Here is a 17,042-nt window from a genome sequence, read left to right on the forward strand (position 1 = left end):
ATGGAAGATATCCTTAAGTTATTATTTGAAACAATTGAAGAACGAAAGAAAAATCCACTCTCTGAATCATATACGAATTATTTATTTTCAAAAGGTGAAGATAAAATTTTAAAGAAAATTGGTGAGGAGTGCACCGAAGTAATTATTGCGTCTAAAAATAATGATAAAGAAGAAATAGTAAAAGAAATGGTTGATGTGTTCTATCACTGTTTTGTTCTATTAGCCGAAAAAAATATTCCATTAGAAGATGTCATGCAAGAAGTGAAAGAAAGAAATGGAAAGCTTTCGCGAGTAGGGGACAGAAGAGAAATAGATACATTATAAGGGGGAATATGGATGAAAGTGGACTATCACATTCATTTAGAAGAAGGACCATATTCAATAGGGTGGCTAGCTAAAATAAATGATGCGCTACAATATTTTGAACCGCTTAAAGAAGAAAAACATTCTATGGAATGGCTTATGAAAACACAAGAACGCCTGCAAAGACGTGTGAAGGAAGGTCCATTTACAGCGAAATGGATTGATTTATATTTAGAAGAAGCTGTGCGAAAAGGTATAAAAGAAGTTGGTATTGTCGATCATTTATATCGTTTTCATGAAGCGAAAGGATATTATGAAAAGTATGTAGATATTAGTGATTCTAAGCTTGGTCGCCTGCAAAAAGAATGGTTAGATCAAGTAAGAGTAACGTCTATTTATGATTTTACAAAGGCGATTGAAGAGGCAAAAGAGCGATGGAGTAAACGAGGGATAACGCTCAAACTTGGAATTGAAGCGGATTATTTTATCGGGGGTGAACAAGAGTTAAAAGGTTTACTAGCATTAGGAGACTTTGATTATGTAATCGGTTCGGTCCATTTTATAGATGGATGGGGATTTGATAATCCAGATACGAAAGAGTATTTTGGTACGCATGAGTTACATACTTTATATCACACGTTTTTCGCTACAGTTGAAAGTGCTGTTCGTTCCGAGCTTTTTGATATTATAGCTCACCTCGATAACATAAAAGTATTTAATTACCGGTTAGATGAGAATGAACAGCTTTCTTATTATAAGGAAATTGCTCGTGCGTTAGTGAAAACAAATACAGCAACAGAAATAAATGCGGGATTGTACTATCGATATCCTGTGCGCGAAATGTGCCCAAGTCCGCTTTATTTACAAGTATTAGCTAAGCATGGAGTTCCGATTACTCTATCCTCAGATGCCCATTATCCGAATGATTTAGGAAAGTATGTGGAAGAGAATATAAAGACATTACGCAATCATGATATTTCTCACATAGCTACATTTACGAAACGAGTAAGAACGATGAGATTGCTTGAAGAAGAAGTAATAATTTCAAAATGAAACACGATTTTTTGATGAAAATCACCCTTTTTGTTCAAAATAAGAAAGAATGAAAAGGAGGATGAAAAATGGTGAAACAACAAAATAAACAAAACGTACAAGCGGCAGATCAAGCCTATACTTCTGAAACAAATAATACTGTTAACTCAGTTATTGAGGAACAAATTAGCGATACAGTTGCAGAAGGAACAATCGATGCGAAGCTTGGGAAAGAATCGCAAGAAAAAGCGTAAAAAGAGGGGAGAGTTGCATCTCCTCTTTTTTTATGGAAAAGTGTCGATTTTCAAAACTATAATCAAATTCCTTGGTTTTTATATGTAGATTTCTTACAATGAAATATAAGAGATATCATATTTTGTATAGAAGAGGTGTTAGTAGTGGCGAAAATATTAGTAGCAGGGAAAATTCCAGAAATCGGATTAGAATTATTGAAAAATCATGATGTAGAAATGTACAATAAAGAAGAATTAATTAGTGTAGAAGAGTTAGCAGAACGTGTAAAAGATAAAGATGCACTTTTAAGCTTACTTTCTACGAAGGTATCGAAAGAGGTTATTGACGCAGCACCAAACTTGAAAATTATCGCAAATTATGGTGCTGGTTACGATAATATTGATTACACATATGCTGGAGAAAAGGGTATTGCTGTTACAAATACGCCGAAAGTATCTACAGAGGCAACAGCAGAATTAACGTTTGCACTGCTTTTAGCAGCGGCACGTAGAATTCCTGAAGGTGATACGTTATGTCGTACAACTGGATTTAACGGATGGGCACCGTTATTCTTCTTGGGCCGCGAAGTACACGGTAAGACAATCGGAATTATTGGCCTTGGAGAAATCGGGAAGGCAGTTGCAAAGCGTGCGAGAGCATTTGGAATGAATGTTATATATACAGGACCAAATCGAAAGCCTGAAGCTGAAAGTGAGCTGGAAGCGACATACGTAACGTTGGAAGAATTATTACAAACAGCGGACTTTATTACAATTAACTGTGCTTATAATCCGAAATTACATCATATGATTGATGAAGAACAGTTTAAAATGATGAAGAAAACAGCATATATTATAAATGCTTCACGTGGACCAATTATGAATGAATCAGCACTTGCTCATGCACTAAAAACGAATGAAATTGAAGGTGCAGCTCTTGACGTATTTGAATTTGAACCGAAAATTACAGAAGAGCTAAAAGGATTAAAGAATGTAGTACTTGCTCCTCACGTAGGAAATGCAACATTCGAAACACGTGATGCAATGGCTGAAATGGCAGTAAGAAATATTTTAGCTGTATTAAATGGTGAAGAACCTGTAACACCTGTAAATCAAAAAGTATTAGTTACAAAATAAAAAAGAAACCTTCCGAAATACGGAAGGTTTTTTTATTTTTCTTTATTCGCTTTTTTAGAAGGTCTTTGTCTAATAAATTGAGATAACATATACAAAATGTATAGTGGAATGGCAATGAATAAGAAAACAGAAATGTTGCCAAAACTTGTTTGGTACATTGTGATAATAATTCCAACTAAAAATAGTGTAATAATTATGCTATATCGTGGAATTGGTACATCTTTTAAACTTGGGATACGAACACGGCTCACCATTAAAAATGCGAACGTTACAAATACGGTAATGAGAACGATTTTTGGAATGGTATGTGAAAATAATGTTAAGAAAGCAACAAGCCCTCCTGCTGCAGTAATCGGAACTCCAGTGAAATATTTCATAGAAGTAGAAGATGGTGTTACATTAAATCGTGCTAAGCGATATGCTCCGAACAGAGGGAATAATCCCGCTATGTATAGTCCAATGATTCCGTAGTTGGAAAAAGATGTGTAATACATTAAAACAGCAGGTGCTGCGCCAAATGTTACAACATCCGCGAGTGAATCAAGCTCTTTTCCCATTTGTGAATCAACGCGTAATAAACGAGCGACACGACCATCAAGACTATCTAACATCATCCCGATCAGTACTAAAATAGCAGCTGATTTATAATATCCTAAAGATGCATAGCCGATTGACAAAAATCCGCTATATAAATTCCCGAGCGTAAATAAGTTTGGAATAGCTGCTCTATACAAAATCTGATCCCTTGCTTTCTGTTATAAATTCTTAATTAGTGTATGAAAGTTTACTTATTTTATCATACCATAAATTTCTTTCTCAAACGAAAAAAATTCCCAATTTGTGAAAGATTTGAAGTGTAAGTAAAAAAGAAGCAACTTTTCACAAAGTTGCTTCTAACATTATTCAAATTTCGTTGTCATCGTTCCAGTTTTATATCGATTGTTAGGATCGAACCGTAATAAATCTCCATAAATCAGTTTGTCAGAGAGTTTTAAATCTGTTTTTGCTTTTTCAATATACGGCTGACATAGCGCTACATCTGCCTCTTCACCGGAGCTTTTTTTGTAGCACATATTTTTTGTGTACACATAATCCTCTGTTACAAAACTACCATCGCGCATTACCATAAGAGGATCTTTTTCTTTTATAAATAAGTCAGTTCCAAATTCAACTGATTGATTCGTTTTAATACCAAGTAAATGAAGTAACGTTGGTTTAATATCAATTTGACCAGATACTTTAGAGATGACCTTTCCCTCTTGGCCAGGCACATGAATAATGAGAGGGACGCGTTGTAATTGCATAGAATCAAACGGTGTAATAGCGTCTTTCCCAAGGAACTGAGCCATAGCTGCATTATGGTTTTCAGAAATGCCGTAATGATCACCATAAATGACAATAACGGAATTATCATATAGTCCTTCGTCTTTCAATTGTTTAATAAATAATTTAAGAGCTTCATCCGTGTAACGAACGGTTGGGAAGTAGCGATTTAAAACACCACTTTCGGAATTAAATTCATCAACATATTGATCTTCTGGATTTAGAAGAAATGGAAAATGGTTTGTTAAAGTAATAAATTTCGTATAGAACGGTTGTGGTAAAGATTTTAATTTTGGAATAGATTGTTCAAAGAACTCTTTATCTTTTAATCCCCAACCGACAGACATTTGTTCAGTGCCTGCGTAATCATTTAAATTAAAGTAACGATCATATCCAAGCGCTGGATACATTACGTCACGATTCCAAAACGTTTTATCGTTTGAATGGAAGACAGCAGAAGAATATCCGTATTTCTTTAATTGTTCTGGTGTGGCAGTGTATTCATTTGTTGCATGAGTAAAGAATACAGAACCACGGTCTAACGGATAAAGGGAATTTTCAACGATAAATTCAGCATCAGAAGTTTTACCTTGTCCCGTTTGATGATAGAAGTTATCGAAATAAAAACTATCTTTTATAAACTCATTTAAAAATGGAGTAATCTCTTTTCCATTTATTTTTTTATTAATAACAAAACTTTGTGTAGATTCCATTGAAATTAAAATTACATTTTTACCCTTTGCAGCTCCAAATAAGTTTTTATCAACTTGTTTATCTTTTGAGTCTGTATAGTTTTTAATTTCAGAGAACCCGTCTCCACTTGCAAATACACGCTCAGCTGAAGACTTAGATTGAAGTGTAATATCAAATAGATGATATGTGTATAACCCTAAATTTTTCACGACAGTTTGACGATCAAATGAGCGTGAGAACATTTGTGGTTTATATATAACTGAAACAACAATTTGTAGTGCTAATAATACTGTTACACCGCTAAAGAAAGTTCGCTTCTCAGAGCGAGAAAGGGGTGTTTTATCACCAAATGATGGGAATTTACGCGAAATAAACATTAAAATAATTGCGTCTGCAAATAAAAGTAATGTTTTATACGTAAAGAGTTCTTTTATACTCGTCCCTAAGTCAGCCATATTATTTGTTTGGAATAAAACAGGGAAAGTAACAAAATCGTTATAGAACCCGTAAAACATTGCATTTCCAAATAAAATAAATGACAGTATAAAACTAATTACAATAATAATTCGGTTTCGGTACTTAGATGCAAGTAAAGCGAAACCAAAAAATAAAAGTAACGAAGCTAGTGGATTAATAAAAAGCATAAACTCTTCAAAGAAGTTATCAATTCTAATATCAAATGCTAGCTTGTACACAATATATGTTTTTATCCATAATAAAACGACTGCAACTAGTGCAAATCGCAGTTTTGGAAACAGATTTTGTAGCATAATATACTCCTCTCCTAAAAGCATGACGGTTCTTGTGAGCCGGTTTGATTAGCGCCTCATTTTATATATACGAACAGTCCTTTGTTATTATGTTTATTATACTATGAGTATCATTATACGAAAATAAAAGAGAGTTGTGGGCTTTTTTATAATAATTGAGTAGAAAAAGGGCAGTGGGAGACAATAAAACGGAGTTTCTATGTATGATAATTATCGTGCGCAAAAAGAATCGAGTAATAAAACGGAGGTTATAATGCGAAAATTATTATATTTTATAGTATGCAGTAGTGTTATACTTTTTGCTTCACCGAGTGTGTCGGTAGCACAATATGATGCACCCCTTATGGAAGATGCCCTTTATTCTGTTTTATTTCCAAAAATAAATAAGGCAATTGAAAAACAATATGGGAGCTTGAAGCCTTATCAATGTCCTAAAATTATTAGTTTAAAAAAAGTGTATAGTGGTACATATTTATTTCAAGCGAGTATTGAAGTAACGAAGTATGAACAGGTTGGTGGGAAAATTGTTCCACCATTTGAGAAGGTAACGATTACATTTAATAACGAAGAGGGCGAATGGGAAGTGACAAAGGTTTCAGTAAAGCGCTTACCAAATGATACAAAATTAAACTGTAAAAAAACAATATAAAAAATTGTTTGACAAATAAAATGGTCCTTTGGTATTGTTAATAGCAACAATTAGATGTTTGAAAATTAAATAGACTTACCTCATCTACTCTCAAAGGTAGAGGCCGCGATAGGAAAGAGTAAGCTATGGGAGATTTAGTGGAATCTGTGATCATAGGTTGAAAGGGACTATTGCCGAAATATAAGAATAACCATCTTATTCATATATTGGGACTGCATTGAATAAATGTAGTACTGTCATAAGATTTATTTTATGAAGAGCTATTTGGAGATGTTGATGCGGTTTCTTATTTTGAGAAGATAACAACTCGTTTATTTTTTCAATATATATTTTTCCTAATAAGAAACGCGTGTGAACATTGTTCCGCGCGTTTTTTGTCTATCTAAAAGCGTGCTGCAATGAATAGAAGATTGGGGTTATGAGTTTTAGAGGAAATAAGGGAGGAATTTAAATGTATTTACACGGCACAAGCCGAATCAATGGGCAAGGACACTTAGAAATTGGTGGGTGCGATACGACGCAGCTAGCAAAACAATACGGAACACCACTTTATGTATACGATGAAGAGTCTATTCGAGGAAAGTGCCGCGCGTTTCATCGTGCTTTTAAAGAAAGTGGTTTCTCTTATCAAGTAGCATATGCAAGCAAGGCGTTCTTGTGCATGGAGATGTGCCGAGTAGCTCGTGAAGAGAATATGTCTTTAGATGTTGTTTCTGGAGGAGAATTATATACTGCGCTCCAAGCTGGTTTTCCGGCATCGCGTATTCATTTTCACGGAAATAATAAAACAGAAGAAGAAATGATTATGGCTCTTCAGGCGAATATCGGTTGTTTTGTAGTAGATAATTTCTTAGAATTAGAAATCTTGCACGATTTAGCAATGCAACATGGGAAATTTGTGAACATATTAATCCGTGTAACGCCTGGAGTAGAGGCACATACACACGAATATATAACAACAGGTCAAGAGGATTCGAAATTTGGATTTGGTGTTTCAAATGGTCAAGCGATGCAAGCAATTGAGCTTGCCTTGCAAAAATCAAATTATAATGTGCTAGGAATTCACTCGCACATCGGATCACAAATATTTGAAACGGCTGGATTTGTTCGAGCAATTGAAGTACTCCGCCAATTTTTAGAAGAAGTGAGAGAGCGAACACATTATGTGATGAAAGTATTAAATGTGGGCGGAGGTTTCGGTATACGTTATACGGATTCAGATACACCGTTAACACTTGAAACGTATGTGCACGCTGTAACAAGTACGATAAGAGAACAATTTACATTATGTGAATATCCGCTTCCAGAAGTATGGATTGAACCAGGTCGTAGTATTGTAGGTGATGCGGGAACAACCCTTTATACAGTCGGAGCGGTGAAAGAGATTCCTGGCATTCGGAAATATGTTTCAGTCGATGGTGGAATGACAGATAATTTAAGACCAGCTCTATACGGAGCCCGTTATGAGGCGATGTTGGCGAATCGAGGGAATGATGAGAATGAGGAACTCGTTTCGATTGCTGGGAAATGCTGTGAAAGTGGAGATATGCTGATTTGGGATATTAACTTACCGCAAGTTGCTTCTTCTGATTTACTAGCAATTTCTTGTACGGGGGCATATGGGTACTCGATGGCGAATAATTATAATCGTATTCGTAGACCAGCTGTCGTCTTTGCAAAAGGCGGGACGTCACAAATTGTCGTAGAACGTGAAACATATGAAAATATCATTGGGAACGATCGCATACGTATTAAAGAGCTGGTGTGAATGAGAAAGAAGGAGTTGTCTAGTAAAGGCAACTCCTTTTAAAAAAAGAAAAATAATTAAATATATCGGAAAACTAGGATTGAAAAAAATCAGAATTGTGATAAAATACAAATACAAAGCTTATCAAGAGAAGCTGAGGGAACTGGCCCTACGAAGCTCGGCAACCTGCTTATAGAAAGCAAGGTGCTAAATCCAGCAAAATGGAATCCATTTTGAAAGATAAGGTAAAATATATTACCGAACAGTCTTTTCGAAATGGGAAAGATTTTTTTTATGAATAAAAAGGGGGGGCTGTTTGCGTGAGCGTACGGGAGCATTTTGATGAAGTATCTGAGAAAATTCAAGCGATGCTTGCTGATATGAAATATGGTTCCATTACAATTGTTGTGCAAGATGGAAAAGTGATTCAATTAGAAAAAAGTGAAAAGGTTCGTTTAAAGTAAAAAGCGCTGACTAGAAAAACTAGAGGCGGTTTTAATCTATTTTTAATAGGTTAAAGCCGTCTTTTTGCTTTTACAGGGGGAAAAAACATGTTGACGTACGAAACGTGGAAAGAAAATAGTGTTTCATTTTCTGAAGAAGATGAAACGAAAGGCGCGCTATCAGTATTAAGTTGGGCTTATAACGAATATAAAGATGAAATTGTATATGCATGTAGCTTTGGGGTGGAGGGAATGGCTTTATTACATCTTATAAACCAAGTAAATCCATCTGCTAAAGTTGTATTTTTGGATACAAATGTTCATTTTCAAGAAACGTACGAATTAATTAAGAAGGTACGCGAGAGATTTCCTTCATTAAATATTATAGAAAAACAGCCAGAACTTACACTCGATGAACAAGCGAAGCTTCATGGAGAGAAGTTATGGGAAAGTAATCCGAATCTTTGCTGTAGTATTAGAAAAATTTTACCGTTAGAAAAATCATTAGCAGCGGAAAAAGCGTGGATATCAGGCTTAAGAAGGGAACAATCAGAAACGCGTAAGCATACACAGTTTATAAATCAAGATCGTCGTTTTCAATCTATTAAAGTTTGTCCGCTCATTCATTGGACTTGGAAAGAAGTTTGGCGATATGTATATAAACATAGTTTGCCGTATAACCCATTGCATGATGTTGGCTATCCGAGTATTGGGTGTGAGAAATGTACATTACCTGTAGGTGATGGTGGCAACTCAAGAGATGGAAGATGGGCTGGGAAAATGAAGACGGAATGTGGCCTTCACTTTCAATGAGATAGATTTTGAAATAAAGCTAAGAAGGGATATAAGAAGATGAGTACAACAAATGAATTAGTAAACCGCATTGATGAAACATATGAAATATCGAACATTGTAAAGGAAATCGAGATAGACAAAATTGCACTTAGTGATTTAGAACTTTTGGCGACAGGAGGATATAGCCCTCTTACAGGATTTTTAGGGGAGAGAGATTATGATTCAGTAGTAGAAACGCTTCGTTTAGCAAATGGTAGCGTATGGAGTATACCGATTACACTACCGGTAACAGAAGAAGTAGCGGAGAAACTGCAGGTTGGAGAGGAAGTAAAACTTGTCAACGCCGGAAATGTATATGGTGTTATTCAAATAGAAGATATTTTTGTACCAGATAAAGAAAAAGAAGCGTTACTTGTATATAAAACGACGGATGAAGCACATCCAGGGGTGAAAAAATTATATGAACGACCAAATGTTTACGTTGGAGGAGCTATTATTCTTACAAAACGCTTTGGAAATAATCCGTTTCCTTCTTATCATTTAGATCCAATTGAAACGAGAGAAGAATTTAAAAAACGCGCTTGGAAAACAGTAGTTGGATTTCAAACGAGAAACCCAGTACATCGTGCCCATGAGTATATTCAAAAATCTGCCCTTGAAATTGTAGATGGTCTCTTTTTAAATCCGCTCGTTGGGGAAACGAAGTCAGATGATATTCCTGCTGATGTAAGGATGGAAAGCTATGAAGTATTACTTCAAAACTATTATCCGAAAGATCGTGTCTTTTTAGGTGTATTTCCTGCAGCAATGCGTTACGCAGGACCAAGGGAAGCGATATTTCATGCACTAGTAAGAAAGAACTTTGGTTGTACCCACTTTATTGTAGGGCGTGATCATGCTGGGGTAGGAGACTATTACGGAACATATGAAGCGCAGGAAATCTTTACGAATTTTACAGTAGAAGAGTTAGGGATTACGCCGTTATTTTTTGAACATAGTTTTTACTGCACGAAATGTGAAGCAATGGCTTCAACGAAAACATGTCCGCATGGAAAAGAAGACCGTGTCATCTTATCGGGTACGAAAGTACGAGAAATGTTAAGGAATGGTGAGATTCCGCCAAGTACATTTAGTCGTAAAGAAGTAGTGGAAGTGCTAATTAAAGGTTTGAAAAAAGAAGTAGTAACAGAATAGGGAGAGAATGAGATGGATACGAATATTACTTGGCATACAGCTTCTGTTTCAAAAGATGAGAGAAGAGTGAAGAATGGGCATCACAGTTTTGTAGTTTGGTTTACTGGTTTATCAGCTTCGGGTAAATCTACAGTAGCGAATGCGGTTGCTCGCAAACTGTTTGAAAAGAATATCGGAAATTATGTGCTAGATGGGGATAATATTCGCCAAGGTTTAAATAAAGATTTAGGTTTTTCTGAAAGTGATCGCATGGAAAATATAAGACGTATTGGTGAAGTGGCGAAGTTATTTGTAGATCAAGGAACTGTTGTCCTTACAGCGTTTATTTCACCATTTCGAGTAGACCGAAAACAAGTTAGGGAACTATTAGCTGCAGATGAGTTTATAGAAGTGTTTGTAAAATGTCCAATTGAAGAGTGTGAGAAACGTGATCCGAAAGGACTTTATAAAAAGGCGAGAAAAGGTGATATTAAAGAGTTTACAGGTATCGATTCACCGTATGAGGAACCAAAACAAGCAGAATTAATTGTAGAAACGCACAAGTATTCTATTGAAGAATGTGCAGAGCAAATTGTGAAGTACTTACAAGAGCGTAGTTTCATATAGGGGGATAAAAGATGAGTTATGAAAAAGTGTGGGCTAATAATGAAAAATTAAATCAAACAGAGAAAAAGAAATTAGAGAAAGACGGATTAGAAATCTTTAATGATATTCCTTACTATGCGGAGAATGGATTTGAATCTATTCCGAAAGAAGAGTGGGACGCTTTTAAATGGGCGGGATTGTATTTGCAAAGACCGAAAGAAGCGGGCTATTTTATGATGCGTGTCAACATTCCTTCTGGAATTATTACAAATGCGCAGGCAGAGGTGCTGGCTTCCATTGCTGAAGATTATGGGCGTGATGTGTTAGATATTACGACAAGACAGGCGATTCAGTTTCATTGGTTAGAAATTGGGCAAATTCCGGATATTTTTAAGAGGTTAGCTAGAGTTGGTTTATCTTCAGCAGGGGCATGCGGTGATATTACGCGTAATATTACAGGAAATCCACTTGCTGGAATTGATGCGAATGAACTATTTGATACAACATCGATTGTTAAAGAAATATACGATTACTTCCAACGTAATGAAGAGTTTTCTAATCTACCACGTAAATTCAAAATGTCTATTAGTTCTAACATTTATAATTCAGCAAATGCAGAGATTAACTGTGTGGCGTTTACACCTGCTACGAAAGAAATAAATGGTGAGGAAAAGGTTGGGTTTCATATAAAAATAGGCGGAGGATTATCAGCTCGTCCATACTTAGCGGAAGAATTAGATGTATTCGTTTTACCAGAAGAAGTGAAGGCAGTGTCGATTGCAATTGCTACTATATTCCGTGATTTTGGATATCGTGAAAAACGCCACTTAGCACGTTTGAAATTTCTTGTCGCTGACTGGGGCGTTGAGAAATTTAAAGAGAAACTAGTAGAATACACAGGCCCATTGCAAAGTAAAGGGGAAAGTGCTCTCAAAGGATGGAATGCAGGATACTTTTATGGCGTTCAAGATCAAAAACAAGCAGGATTAAAGTATGTCGGCTTTAATGTACCAGTAGGGCGTTTACACGCAGAGGAAATGTTTGAGATTGCAAGAATTGCAAAGAAATATGGAAACGGGCAAATTCGAACTTGTAACTCACAAAACTTCATTATTCCGAATGTTCCGCCAGAAAATGTTGCAGGATTATTAAGTGAACCGTTGTTTGAAGCAATTTCAGCAAATCCGAAATCGTTTATCGGTCATGCGGTTTCATGTACTGGCATTGAGTATTGTAATCTTGCGCTAGTAGAAACGAAAGAAAGATTACGCAAAATCGCAGAGTACTTAGATACACAAATTGCACTCGATGTTCCAGTTCGAATTCATATGGTAGGATGCCCGAACTCATGTGGTCAACGTCAAATTGCTGATATTGGTTTGCAAGGGATAAAACTGAAAACGAAGGAAAAGGGAATCGTTGAGGCGTTTGAAATATATGTGGGCGGAACACTATTAGACGGAGGAGCATATAACGAAAAGTTAAAAGGGAAAATAGATGGAGAAGATTTGCCGGATGTTCTCGTGTCCTTTTTAAGTTATTTCCAAAAGAATAAATTACTAGCCGAAACGTTTTATGATTTCGTAGGACGTGTTGGAGTGGAAGAATTACAAATTGTACTAAATCGTGTATTAGAAGAAGTAATAGCATCTTAGGAGGGGCAATATGGACTTATATCGATTTGAAGCTGTATTAGTAAATAGTATTGTTCCAATTGTTGTCGTTGCTCAGAGTGAAGAACAGGCATTTAAGCTTGCGGAAATTGAGCTTGAAAAACATTTTTTACCGTTACCAGAAGTGAAAGAGATTTCTTTGTTTGAAAAAAAGAAGATTCGAAAAGGGGCGGCATTTGTTATTCATGAGTAGAGAACATGTAATACGAAATAATAGTAACTTCCATTCGTGATTAGGAGTGGAAGTTTCATTTTATAGTAGAAATGAGGAGAGATTATGGGGAAGGTTTATATCGTCGGGGCGGGTCCTGGTGATCCGGATTTAATTACTGTTAAAGGGTTGAGATGCATCGAGAAGGCTGATGTTATATTGTACGACCGTCTCGTAAATAAAGAATTGCTTTCTCATGCAAAGCCTGAAGCGGATTTAATTTATTGCGGGAAACTCCCAAATTATCACACGATGAAGCAAGAGACAATTAACACATTTCTTATTAAATATGCGAAAAAAGGAAAAGTTGTAACGAGACTTAAGGGCGGAGATCCATTTGTATTTGGAAGAGGTGGAGAAGAAGCTGAAGCGTTAGCGAAGCAAAGTATCCCATTTGAAATTATTCCTGGTATTTCAGCTGGTATAGCTGCTCCTGCTTATGCTGGAATTCCAGTAACGCATCGCGATGCAAGTGCAAGTTTTGCTGTTGTGACAGGGCACCGGAAAGAAGGGGCTGAAGAGGAAGTGAAGTGGGAAAGTTTAGCGAAAGGTGTAGATACATTAGCGGTCTATATGGGGGTTAGTAATTTACCTTACATATGTGAACAACTAATAAAACATGGAAAAGATCAAAGTACACCTGCCGCTATCATTGAGTGGGGAACGACATCTATGCAACGTACTGTTACAGCGACGTTAGGAACAATTGTAGATGTTGCCAAAAAAGAACGAATTCAAAATCCAAGTATGATTGTTATTGGAGAAGTTGTCCGTTTTAGAGAAAAGATACATTGGTTTGAGAAACAAACGGAAAATGCATATCAAGTAAGCGGAGTATTGTAAAATGAAGGCTGTTATATATATATGTCATGGAAGCCGTTTGAAAGCAGCAAAAGAAGAAGCGGTTGCATTTATTACGTCATGTATGAACCGTGTAGAGGCAAATATTCAAGAAATTTGTTTTTTAGAGCTAGCGAATCCTTCTATTGAAGAAGGATTTCGTACATGTGTGAAGCGTGGTGCTACAGAGATTGTCGCTATTCCTGTTTTTTTATTAGCGGCAGGACATGTAAAGAAAGATATTCCGTTTGAATTACGAAAGTTAAACGAGGAATATCCGGATATCAAAATAGTGTATGGTAATCCATTTGGTGTATCAGAAGTGCTTGTAAAAGCGGTATATAACGGAAGTGGTATTAAAGACTATAAAGAAGAAGTAACACTTTTGCTCGTTGCAAGAGGGAGTAGTGATCCGGAAACTTTACAAGACATAAAGTGGATTTCTTCTTTATTTCAAAAAGAAGAGAACATTAAAGAGGTGGAAGTTTGTTATTTAGCAGCCGCGGAGCCGAAGTTTGATGAGAGGTTGAAAGAAATTGTAGAACAAAAAGAACGGAACATTGTTGTGTTACCTTACTTATTATTTACAGGCTTACTCATGAAACATGTTGAGAAAGAAGTGCGTCAATATGAGTCGGAAGAGATAAAAATAAGTCCCTATTTAGGAAAGAATGTAGCGTTTCGAGAGATGTTAATTCAGAAAACAGAGGAAATATTGAAGGGAGATCAATATGTATCCACTTACAGTGCGAGTTGATAAGAAACGTGTTGTTGTCATTGGTGGAGGGAAAGTAGCGGGGTTTAAAATTATTCCTTTACTAAAACAAGGTGCGGATATTGTTGTAGTAAGTACAGAATTAGATGCAAATTTAGTGAAACTTGTAGAAGAAAAGCAAATTCGTTGGTATCAAAGAGAGTATGAGAAAATTGATATTAAAGATGCTTTTTTAGTAGTTGCAGCGACTAGTGATTCGGTACTAAATGAACAAATTGCTGAAGATGCCGCAGTGAATCAATTGGTAAATGTTATTACGAATCCGGAAAGTGGAAATGTTCATTTTCCGGCGGCAATTCATCGTGGATTGCTTAATGTAGCTGTTTCTACTGGAGGGGCAAGTCCGAAACTTGCAAAAAAAATTCGTGATGATATCGCAAATAAATATGATGAGAAGTATGAATCGTATCTTGATTTTTTATATGAAGTTAGACTAAAAGTGAAAGAATTACAAGTAGAGAAAAGGCAAAAAAATATATTGTTACAAGAAGTATTAAAGTCGATATATGTTCAAAGTGAACAAAAAAGAGAGCTTTTTTTACAAGAATTAGAGAGGGGAATTTATATAGGATAGTGAGTGAATTGTGCTTTACAAATATAAAAATATAATTTATAATCACAAGTAACTTCAAAAGATGAAATCGATGAGCAAGAAGAGTACGTATATTTGATGCGTTCAGAGAGCTGGGGTAAGGTGTGAGCCCGGTACGATAAAATATACAGAATGGGCTTGCGAGAGGTATGCTGAACATTGCAGTAGGCAACCCGGGTTCCGCCGTTAAAAGGATAGGGTATCGGAATTTTCCTGTACCTGAACAAGTGGGATTTATTGATCCAATTGAGGTGGTACCACGGTATTCTATTACATATATCGTCCTCTACATGCATATTTGCGTGTAGGGGACTTTTTTATTTTCTAAAGGAGGTGTGCGAGTATGAAATGAAAGTGTATAATTGATAAAAGTTATAATATTCAGAAAAGGAGAATTTATGATGAAAGAAACACAGCAATGGACGTCGAAAATTGGCTTTGTACTCGCAGCAGCCGGAGCCGCAGTAGGTCTTGGTGCAATATGGAAGTTTCCATATGTTGCAGGTAATGGTGGGGGAGGCGCATTCTTCCTTGTATTCTTACTATTAACTTTATTTATTGGTATGCCTCTTCTTTTAGCTGAATTTGTTATTGGCCGTAGTACTCAAAAAGAGGCCGTTACAGCTTATAAAGTATTAGTACCGAATAGCAAGTTATATCCTTGGATTGGTCGTATGGGGGTTGTTACTTGTTTTAGCGTACTATCTTTTTATAGTGTTGTAGGTGGATGGATTTTACTTTATTTATACTATAGTGTCACAGGTAGTTTTTGGAACGGAGTAGTCGATTATGGACAATTGTTTGCTGAAACAATTTCAAATCCAGTAAGTGCGATTGGGGCGCAATTCATCTTTATGCTTTGTACCATTTTTGTTGTTAGTAAAGGTGTGGAAAAAGGCATAGAAAAAGCAAGTAAGTACATGATGCCGTTATTATTCATTTTATTTATTGCTATCATTATTCGTGCATTAACACTTGATGGTGCTATGGCTGGGGTAGAGTTCTTCTTAAAACCAGATTTTTCAAAGCTTACAGCAGATACGATTTTATATGCGATGGGGCAATCTTTCTTCTCACTAACGGTAGGTGCCTCGGTAATGGTAACGTATAGTTCGTATTTAAAGAAAGAAGAGCATTTAGCTAAATCAGCAACATCTATTGTAAGTTTAACTGTATTTATTACAGTACTTGCAGGGTTAGCGATTTTCCCAGCGATTTTCGCATTAGGAGTTAAACCGACAGAAGGACCAGGGCTACTGTTTATCGTTCTTCCTGCTGTCTTTGCAAAAATTCCATTTGGACAATTTTTCTTCATTATGTTTTTAGTTTTATTCTTCTTTGCGACTTTAACATCTGCGATTTCAATGCTTGAAATTGTAGTAGCATCTGTTGCGAAAGATAATGAGAAGAAGCGTCCGTCAGCTTCGTTATTAATTGGTATTCTTATTTTTGCAGTTGGAATTCCATCAGCGTTATCGTTTGGAATTATGAGTGATGTGAAAATATTTGGTAAGACATTCTTTGATTTCGTCGATTTTTCGGTAAGTAATGTATTACTGCCACTCGGAGTACTAGCCATTTCGCTATTTGTACCAAATAAAATGAGTAAAGAGCTATTAATGAAGGAATTAGAAGTTACGGAAACGAAAGGGAAAACATTGTTTAATATTTGGTTCTTCTTGCTTCGTTATGTTATTCCGGTAACTGTAATTATCGTATTTTTAAATGCGGTAGGCGTATTTAAAATATTTGCATAATAAAAAGACGGAGATTTCTCCGTCTTTTTATTATGTTGTAGAAGTATTTAATAAGCGATTATATGCTTTATAAGCTGTGACAACTGCGATAAATGATCCAATTAAAAATAACGCTGAGCCGCCGAATGTAAATAACCGGCCGATGTATGTTTCTCTAGCTTCTTCTATTTCTTCTTGTAATTGTGTATTCATATTTATCACCCCGCAAAATATAGGCATTTAGTTGTAGTTTATGTAAAATGCCTAAAAAGTGTGAAGTAGTAAAAAAAACTCGGTATGCACCGAGTTTT

At 35.9% G+C, this 17,042-nt stretch carries 19 protein-coding genes, 2 riboswitches and 1 other annotated feature; of the genes, 16 read left to right on the forward strand and 3 right to left on the reverse strand.

Going from position 1 to position 17,042, the window contains the following annotated elements; all coding sequences use genetic code 11:
* The 4 genes from hisE to MR155_RS06835 all read left to right on the forward strand — a co-directional run bounded on the left by hisE (position 1) and on the right by MR155_RS06835 (position 2,705).
* A complete protein-coding gene (gene hisE, locus MR155_RS06820) occupies positions 1-324 on the forward strand; it encodes a phosphoribosyl-ATP diphosphatase (protein WP_002011702.1) in 324 nt (107 codons plus the stop codon).
* A gap of 12 nt (positions 325-336) precedes the next feature.
* Positions 337-1,356: a histidinol phosphate phosphatase domain-containing protein gene (locus MR155_RS06825; RefSeq protein ID WP_242308966.1), complete on the forward strand. Its 1,020-nt coding sequence runs from the start codon at positions 337-339 to the stop codon at positions 1,354-1,356.
* Between the two features lie 68 nt (positions 1,357-1,424).
* A complete protein-coding gene (locus tag MR155_RS06830) occupies positions 1,425-1,589 on the forward strand; it encodes a YozQ family protein (RefSeq protein ID WP_242308969.1) in 165 nt (54 codons plus the stop codon).
* Positions 1,590-1,724: 135 nt separating this feature from the next.
* Entirely contained in the window at positions 1,725-2,705 is a 981-nt protein-coding gene (locus MR155_RS06835) for a 2-hydroxyacid dehydrogenase family protein (RefSeq protein ID WP_215588872.1), read from the forward strand.
* A 32-nt stretch (positions 2,706-2,737) separates the two neighbouring features.
* Here MR155_RS06835 and pssA read toward each other — a convergent pair whose 3' ends face one another.
* Positions 2,738-3,439 (reverse strand): CDP-diacylglycerol--serine O-phosphatidyltransferase, encoded by a 702-nt coding sequence (gene pssA, locus MR155_RS06840; RefSeq protein WP_002011698.1) that lies wholly within the window; start codon positions 3,437-3,439, stop codon positions 2,738-2,740.
* 165 nt (positions 3,440-3,604) lie between these two features.
* Positions 3,605-5,491: an LTA synthase family protein gene (locus tag MR155_RS06845; RefSeq protein WP_242308971.1), complete on the reverse strand. Its 1,887-nt coding sequence runs from the start codon at positions 5,489-5,491 to the stop codon at positions 3,605-3,607.
* Positions 5,492-5,744: 253 nt separating this feature from the next.
* Here MR155_RS06845 and MR155_RS06850 point away from each other — a divergent pair, with 253 nt between their 5' ends.
* The 12 genes from MR155_RS06850 (at position 5,745) to MR155_RS06905 (ending at position 16,752) form a co-directional block, all read left to right on the forward strand.
* Positions 5,745-6,140 (forward strand): DUF3888 domain-containing protein, encoded by a 396-nt coding sequence (locus tag MR155_RS06850; protein ID WP_016092994.1) that lies wholly within the window; start codon positions 5,745-5,747, stop codon positions 6,138-6,140.
* Between the two features lie 89 nt (positions 6,141-6,229).
* Positions 6,230-6,411, forward strand: a riboswitch (Lysine riboswitch).
* Between the two features lie 180 nt (positions 6,412-6,591).
* Positions 6,592-7,908, forward strand: coding sequence for a diaminopimelate decarboxylase (gene lysA / locus MR155_RS06855; protein WP_219301800.1), 1,317 nt, complete (start codon positions 6,592-6,594; stop codon positions 7,906-7,908).
* Between the two features lie 117 nt (positions 7,909-8,025).
* A riboswitch (SAM riboswitch) is annotated at positions 8,026-8,134 on the forward strand.
* A 73-nt stretch (positions 8,135-8,207) separates the two neighbouring features.
* Positions 8,208-8,351, forward strand: a complete 144-nt coding sequence (locus MR155_RS06860; protein ID WP_000116159.1) for a YezD family protein — start codon at positions 8,208-8,210, stop codon at positions 8,349-8,351.
* An 87-nt stretch (positions 8,352-8,438) separates the two neighbouring features.
* Positions 8,439-9,143: a phosphoadenylyl-sulfate reductase gene (locus tag MR155_RS06865; protein ID WP_219301801.1), complete on the forward strand. Its 705-nt coding sequence runs from the start codon at positions 8,439-8,441 to the stop codon at positions 9,141-9,143.
* Positions 9,144-9,182: 39 nt separating this feature from the next.
* On the forward strand, positions 9,183-10,319 hold the full coding sequence (sat, locus tag MR155_RS06870; protein WP_113937016.1) for a sulfate adenylyltransferase: 1,137 nt from the start codon (positions 9,183-9,185) through the stop codon (positions 10,317-10,319).
* Between the two features lie 12 nt (positions 10,320-10,331).
* Positions 10,332-10,925: an adenylyl-sulfate kinase gene (gene cysC / locus MR155_RS06875; RefSeq protein ID WP_002011691.1), complete on the forward strand. Its 594-nt coding sequence runs from the start codon at positions 10,332-10,334 to the stop codon at positions 10,923-10,925.
* Positions 10,926-10,936: 11 nt separating this feature from the next.
* Positions 10,937-12,559, forward strand: a complete 1,623-nt coding sequence (locus tag MR155_RS06880; RefSeq protein ID WP_242308973.1) for a nitrite/sulfite reductase — start codon at positions 10,937-10,939, stop codon at positions 12,557-12,559.
* A gap of 10 nt (positions 12,560-12,569) precedes the next feature.
* The gene (locus MR155_RS06885) at positions 12,570-12,770 is read left to right on the forward strand and encodes a DUF3906 family protein (RefSeq protein WP_000366913.1); all 201 of its coding nucleotides are present in this window, start codon (positions 12,570-12,572) and stop codon (positions 12,768-12,770) included.
* An 84-nt stretch (positions 12,771-12,854) separates the two neighbouring features.
* On the forward strand, positions 12,855-13,631 hold the full coding sequence (cobA, locus tag MR155_RS06890; protein WP_002030683.1) for a uroporphyrinogen-III C-methyltransferase: 777 nt from the start codon (positions 12,855-12,857) through the stop codon (positions 13,629-13,631).
* 1 nt (position 13,632) lies between these two features.
* Positions 13,633-14,385, forward strand: a complete 753-nt coding sequence (locus tag MR155_RS06895) for a sirohydrochlorin chelatase (RefSeq protein ID WP_002030685.1) — start codon at positions 13,633-13,635, stop codon at positions 14,383-14,385.
* Positions 14,360-14,977: an NAD(P)-binding protein gene (locus MR155_RS06900; protein ID WP_242308974.1), complete on the forward strand. Its 618-nt coding sequence runs from the start codon at positions 14,360-14,362 to the stop codon at positions 14,975-14,977. Before MR155_RS06895 ends, MR155_RS06900 begins: the two co-directional genes overlap by 26 nt.
* A 61-nt stretch (positions 14,978-15,038) precedes the next feature.
* Positions 15,039-15,285: a binding site (T-box leader), on the forward strand.
* A gap of 111 nt (positions 15,286-15,396) precedes the next feature.
* Positions 15,397-16,752: a sodium-dependent transporter gene (locus MR155_RS06905; protein WP_002086712.1), complete on the forward strand. Its 1,356-nt coding sequence runs from the start codon at positions 15,397-15,399 to the stop codon at positions 16,750-16,752.
* Positions 16,753-16,782: 30 nt separating this feature from the next.
* Here the strand turns inward: MR155_RS06905 and MR155_RS06910 are convergent, their stop codons facing one another.
* Positions 16,783-16,944 (reverse strand): hypothetical protein, encoded by a 162-nt coding sequence (locus MR155_RS06910; RefSeq protein ID WP_002158647.1) that lies wholly within the window; start codon positions 16,942-16,944, stop codon positions 16,783-16,785.
* Positions 16,945-17,042 lie beyond the last annotated feature (98 nt).

Source organism: Bacillus cereus group sp. BfR-BA-01331 (assembly GCF_022663915.1).
GTDB classification, from domain to species: domain Bacteria; phylum Bacillota; class Bacilli; order Bacillales; family Bacillaceae_G; genus Bacillus_A; species Bacillus_A mycoides.

Bases quoted from the DNA above. Each gene is read 5' to 3' on its own strand.
- hisE (WP_002011702.1), top strand. From the start codon at position 1: ATGGAAGATATCCTTAAGTTATTATTTGAAACAATTGAAGAACGAAAG.
- MR155_RS06825 (WP_242308966.1), top strand. From the start codon at position 337: ATGAAAGTGGACTATCACATTCATTTAGAAGAAGGACCATATTCAATA.
- MR155_RS06830 (WP_242308969.1), top strand. From the start codon at position 1,425: ATGGTGAAACAACAAAATAAACAAAACGTACAAGCGGCAGATCAAGCC.
- MR155_RS06845 (WP_242308971.1), bottom strand. From the start codon at position 5,491: ATGCTACAAAATCTGTTTCCAAAACTGCGATTTGCACTAGTTGCAGTC.
- MR155_RS06850 (WP_016092994.1), top strand. From the start codon at position 5,745: ATGCGAAAATTATTATATTTTATAGTATGCAGTAGTGTTATACTTTTT.
- lysA (WP_219301800.1), top strand. From the start codon at position 6,592: ATGTATTTACACGGCACAAGCCGAATCAATGGGCAAGGACACTTAGAA.
- MR155_RS06865 (WP_219301801.1), top strand. From the start codon at position 8,439: ATGTTGACGTACGAAACGTGGAAAGAAAATAGTGTTTCATTTTCTGAA.
- sat (WP_113937016.1), top strand. From the start codon at position 9,183: ATGAGTACAACAAATGAATTAGTAAACCGCATTGATGAAACATATGAA.
- cysC (WP_002011691.1), top strand. From the start codon at position 10,332: ATGGATACGAATATTACTTGGCATACAGCTTCTGTTTCAAAAGATGAG.
- MR155_RS06880 (WP_242308973.1), top strand. From the start codon at position 10,937: ATGAGTTATGAAAAAGTGTGGGCTAATAATGAAAAATTAAATCAAACA.
- MR155_RS06885 (WP_000366913.1), top strand. From the start codon at position 12,570: ATGGACTTATATCGATTTGAAGCTGTATTAGTAAATAGTATTGTTCCA.
- cobA (WP_002030683.1), top strand. From the start codon at position 12,855: ATGGGGAAGGTTTATATCGTCGGGGCGGGTCCTGGTGATCCGGATTTA.
- MR155_RS06895 (WP_002030685.1), top strand. From the start codon at position 13,633: ATGAAGGCTGTTATATATATATGTCATGGAAGCCGTTTGAAAGCAGCA.
- MR155_RS06900 (WP_242308974.1), top strand. From the start codon at position 14,360: ATGTATCCACTTACAGTGCGAGTTGATAAGAAACGTGTTGTTGTCATT.
- MR155_RS06905 (WP_002086712.1), top strand. From the start codon at position 15,397: ATGAAAGAAACACAGCAATGGACGTCGAAAATTGGCTTTGTACTCGCA.
- MR155_RS06910 (WP_002158647.1), bottom strand. From the start codon at position 16,944: ATGAATACACAATTACAAGAAGAAATAGAAGAAGCTAGAGAAACATAC.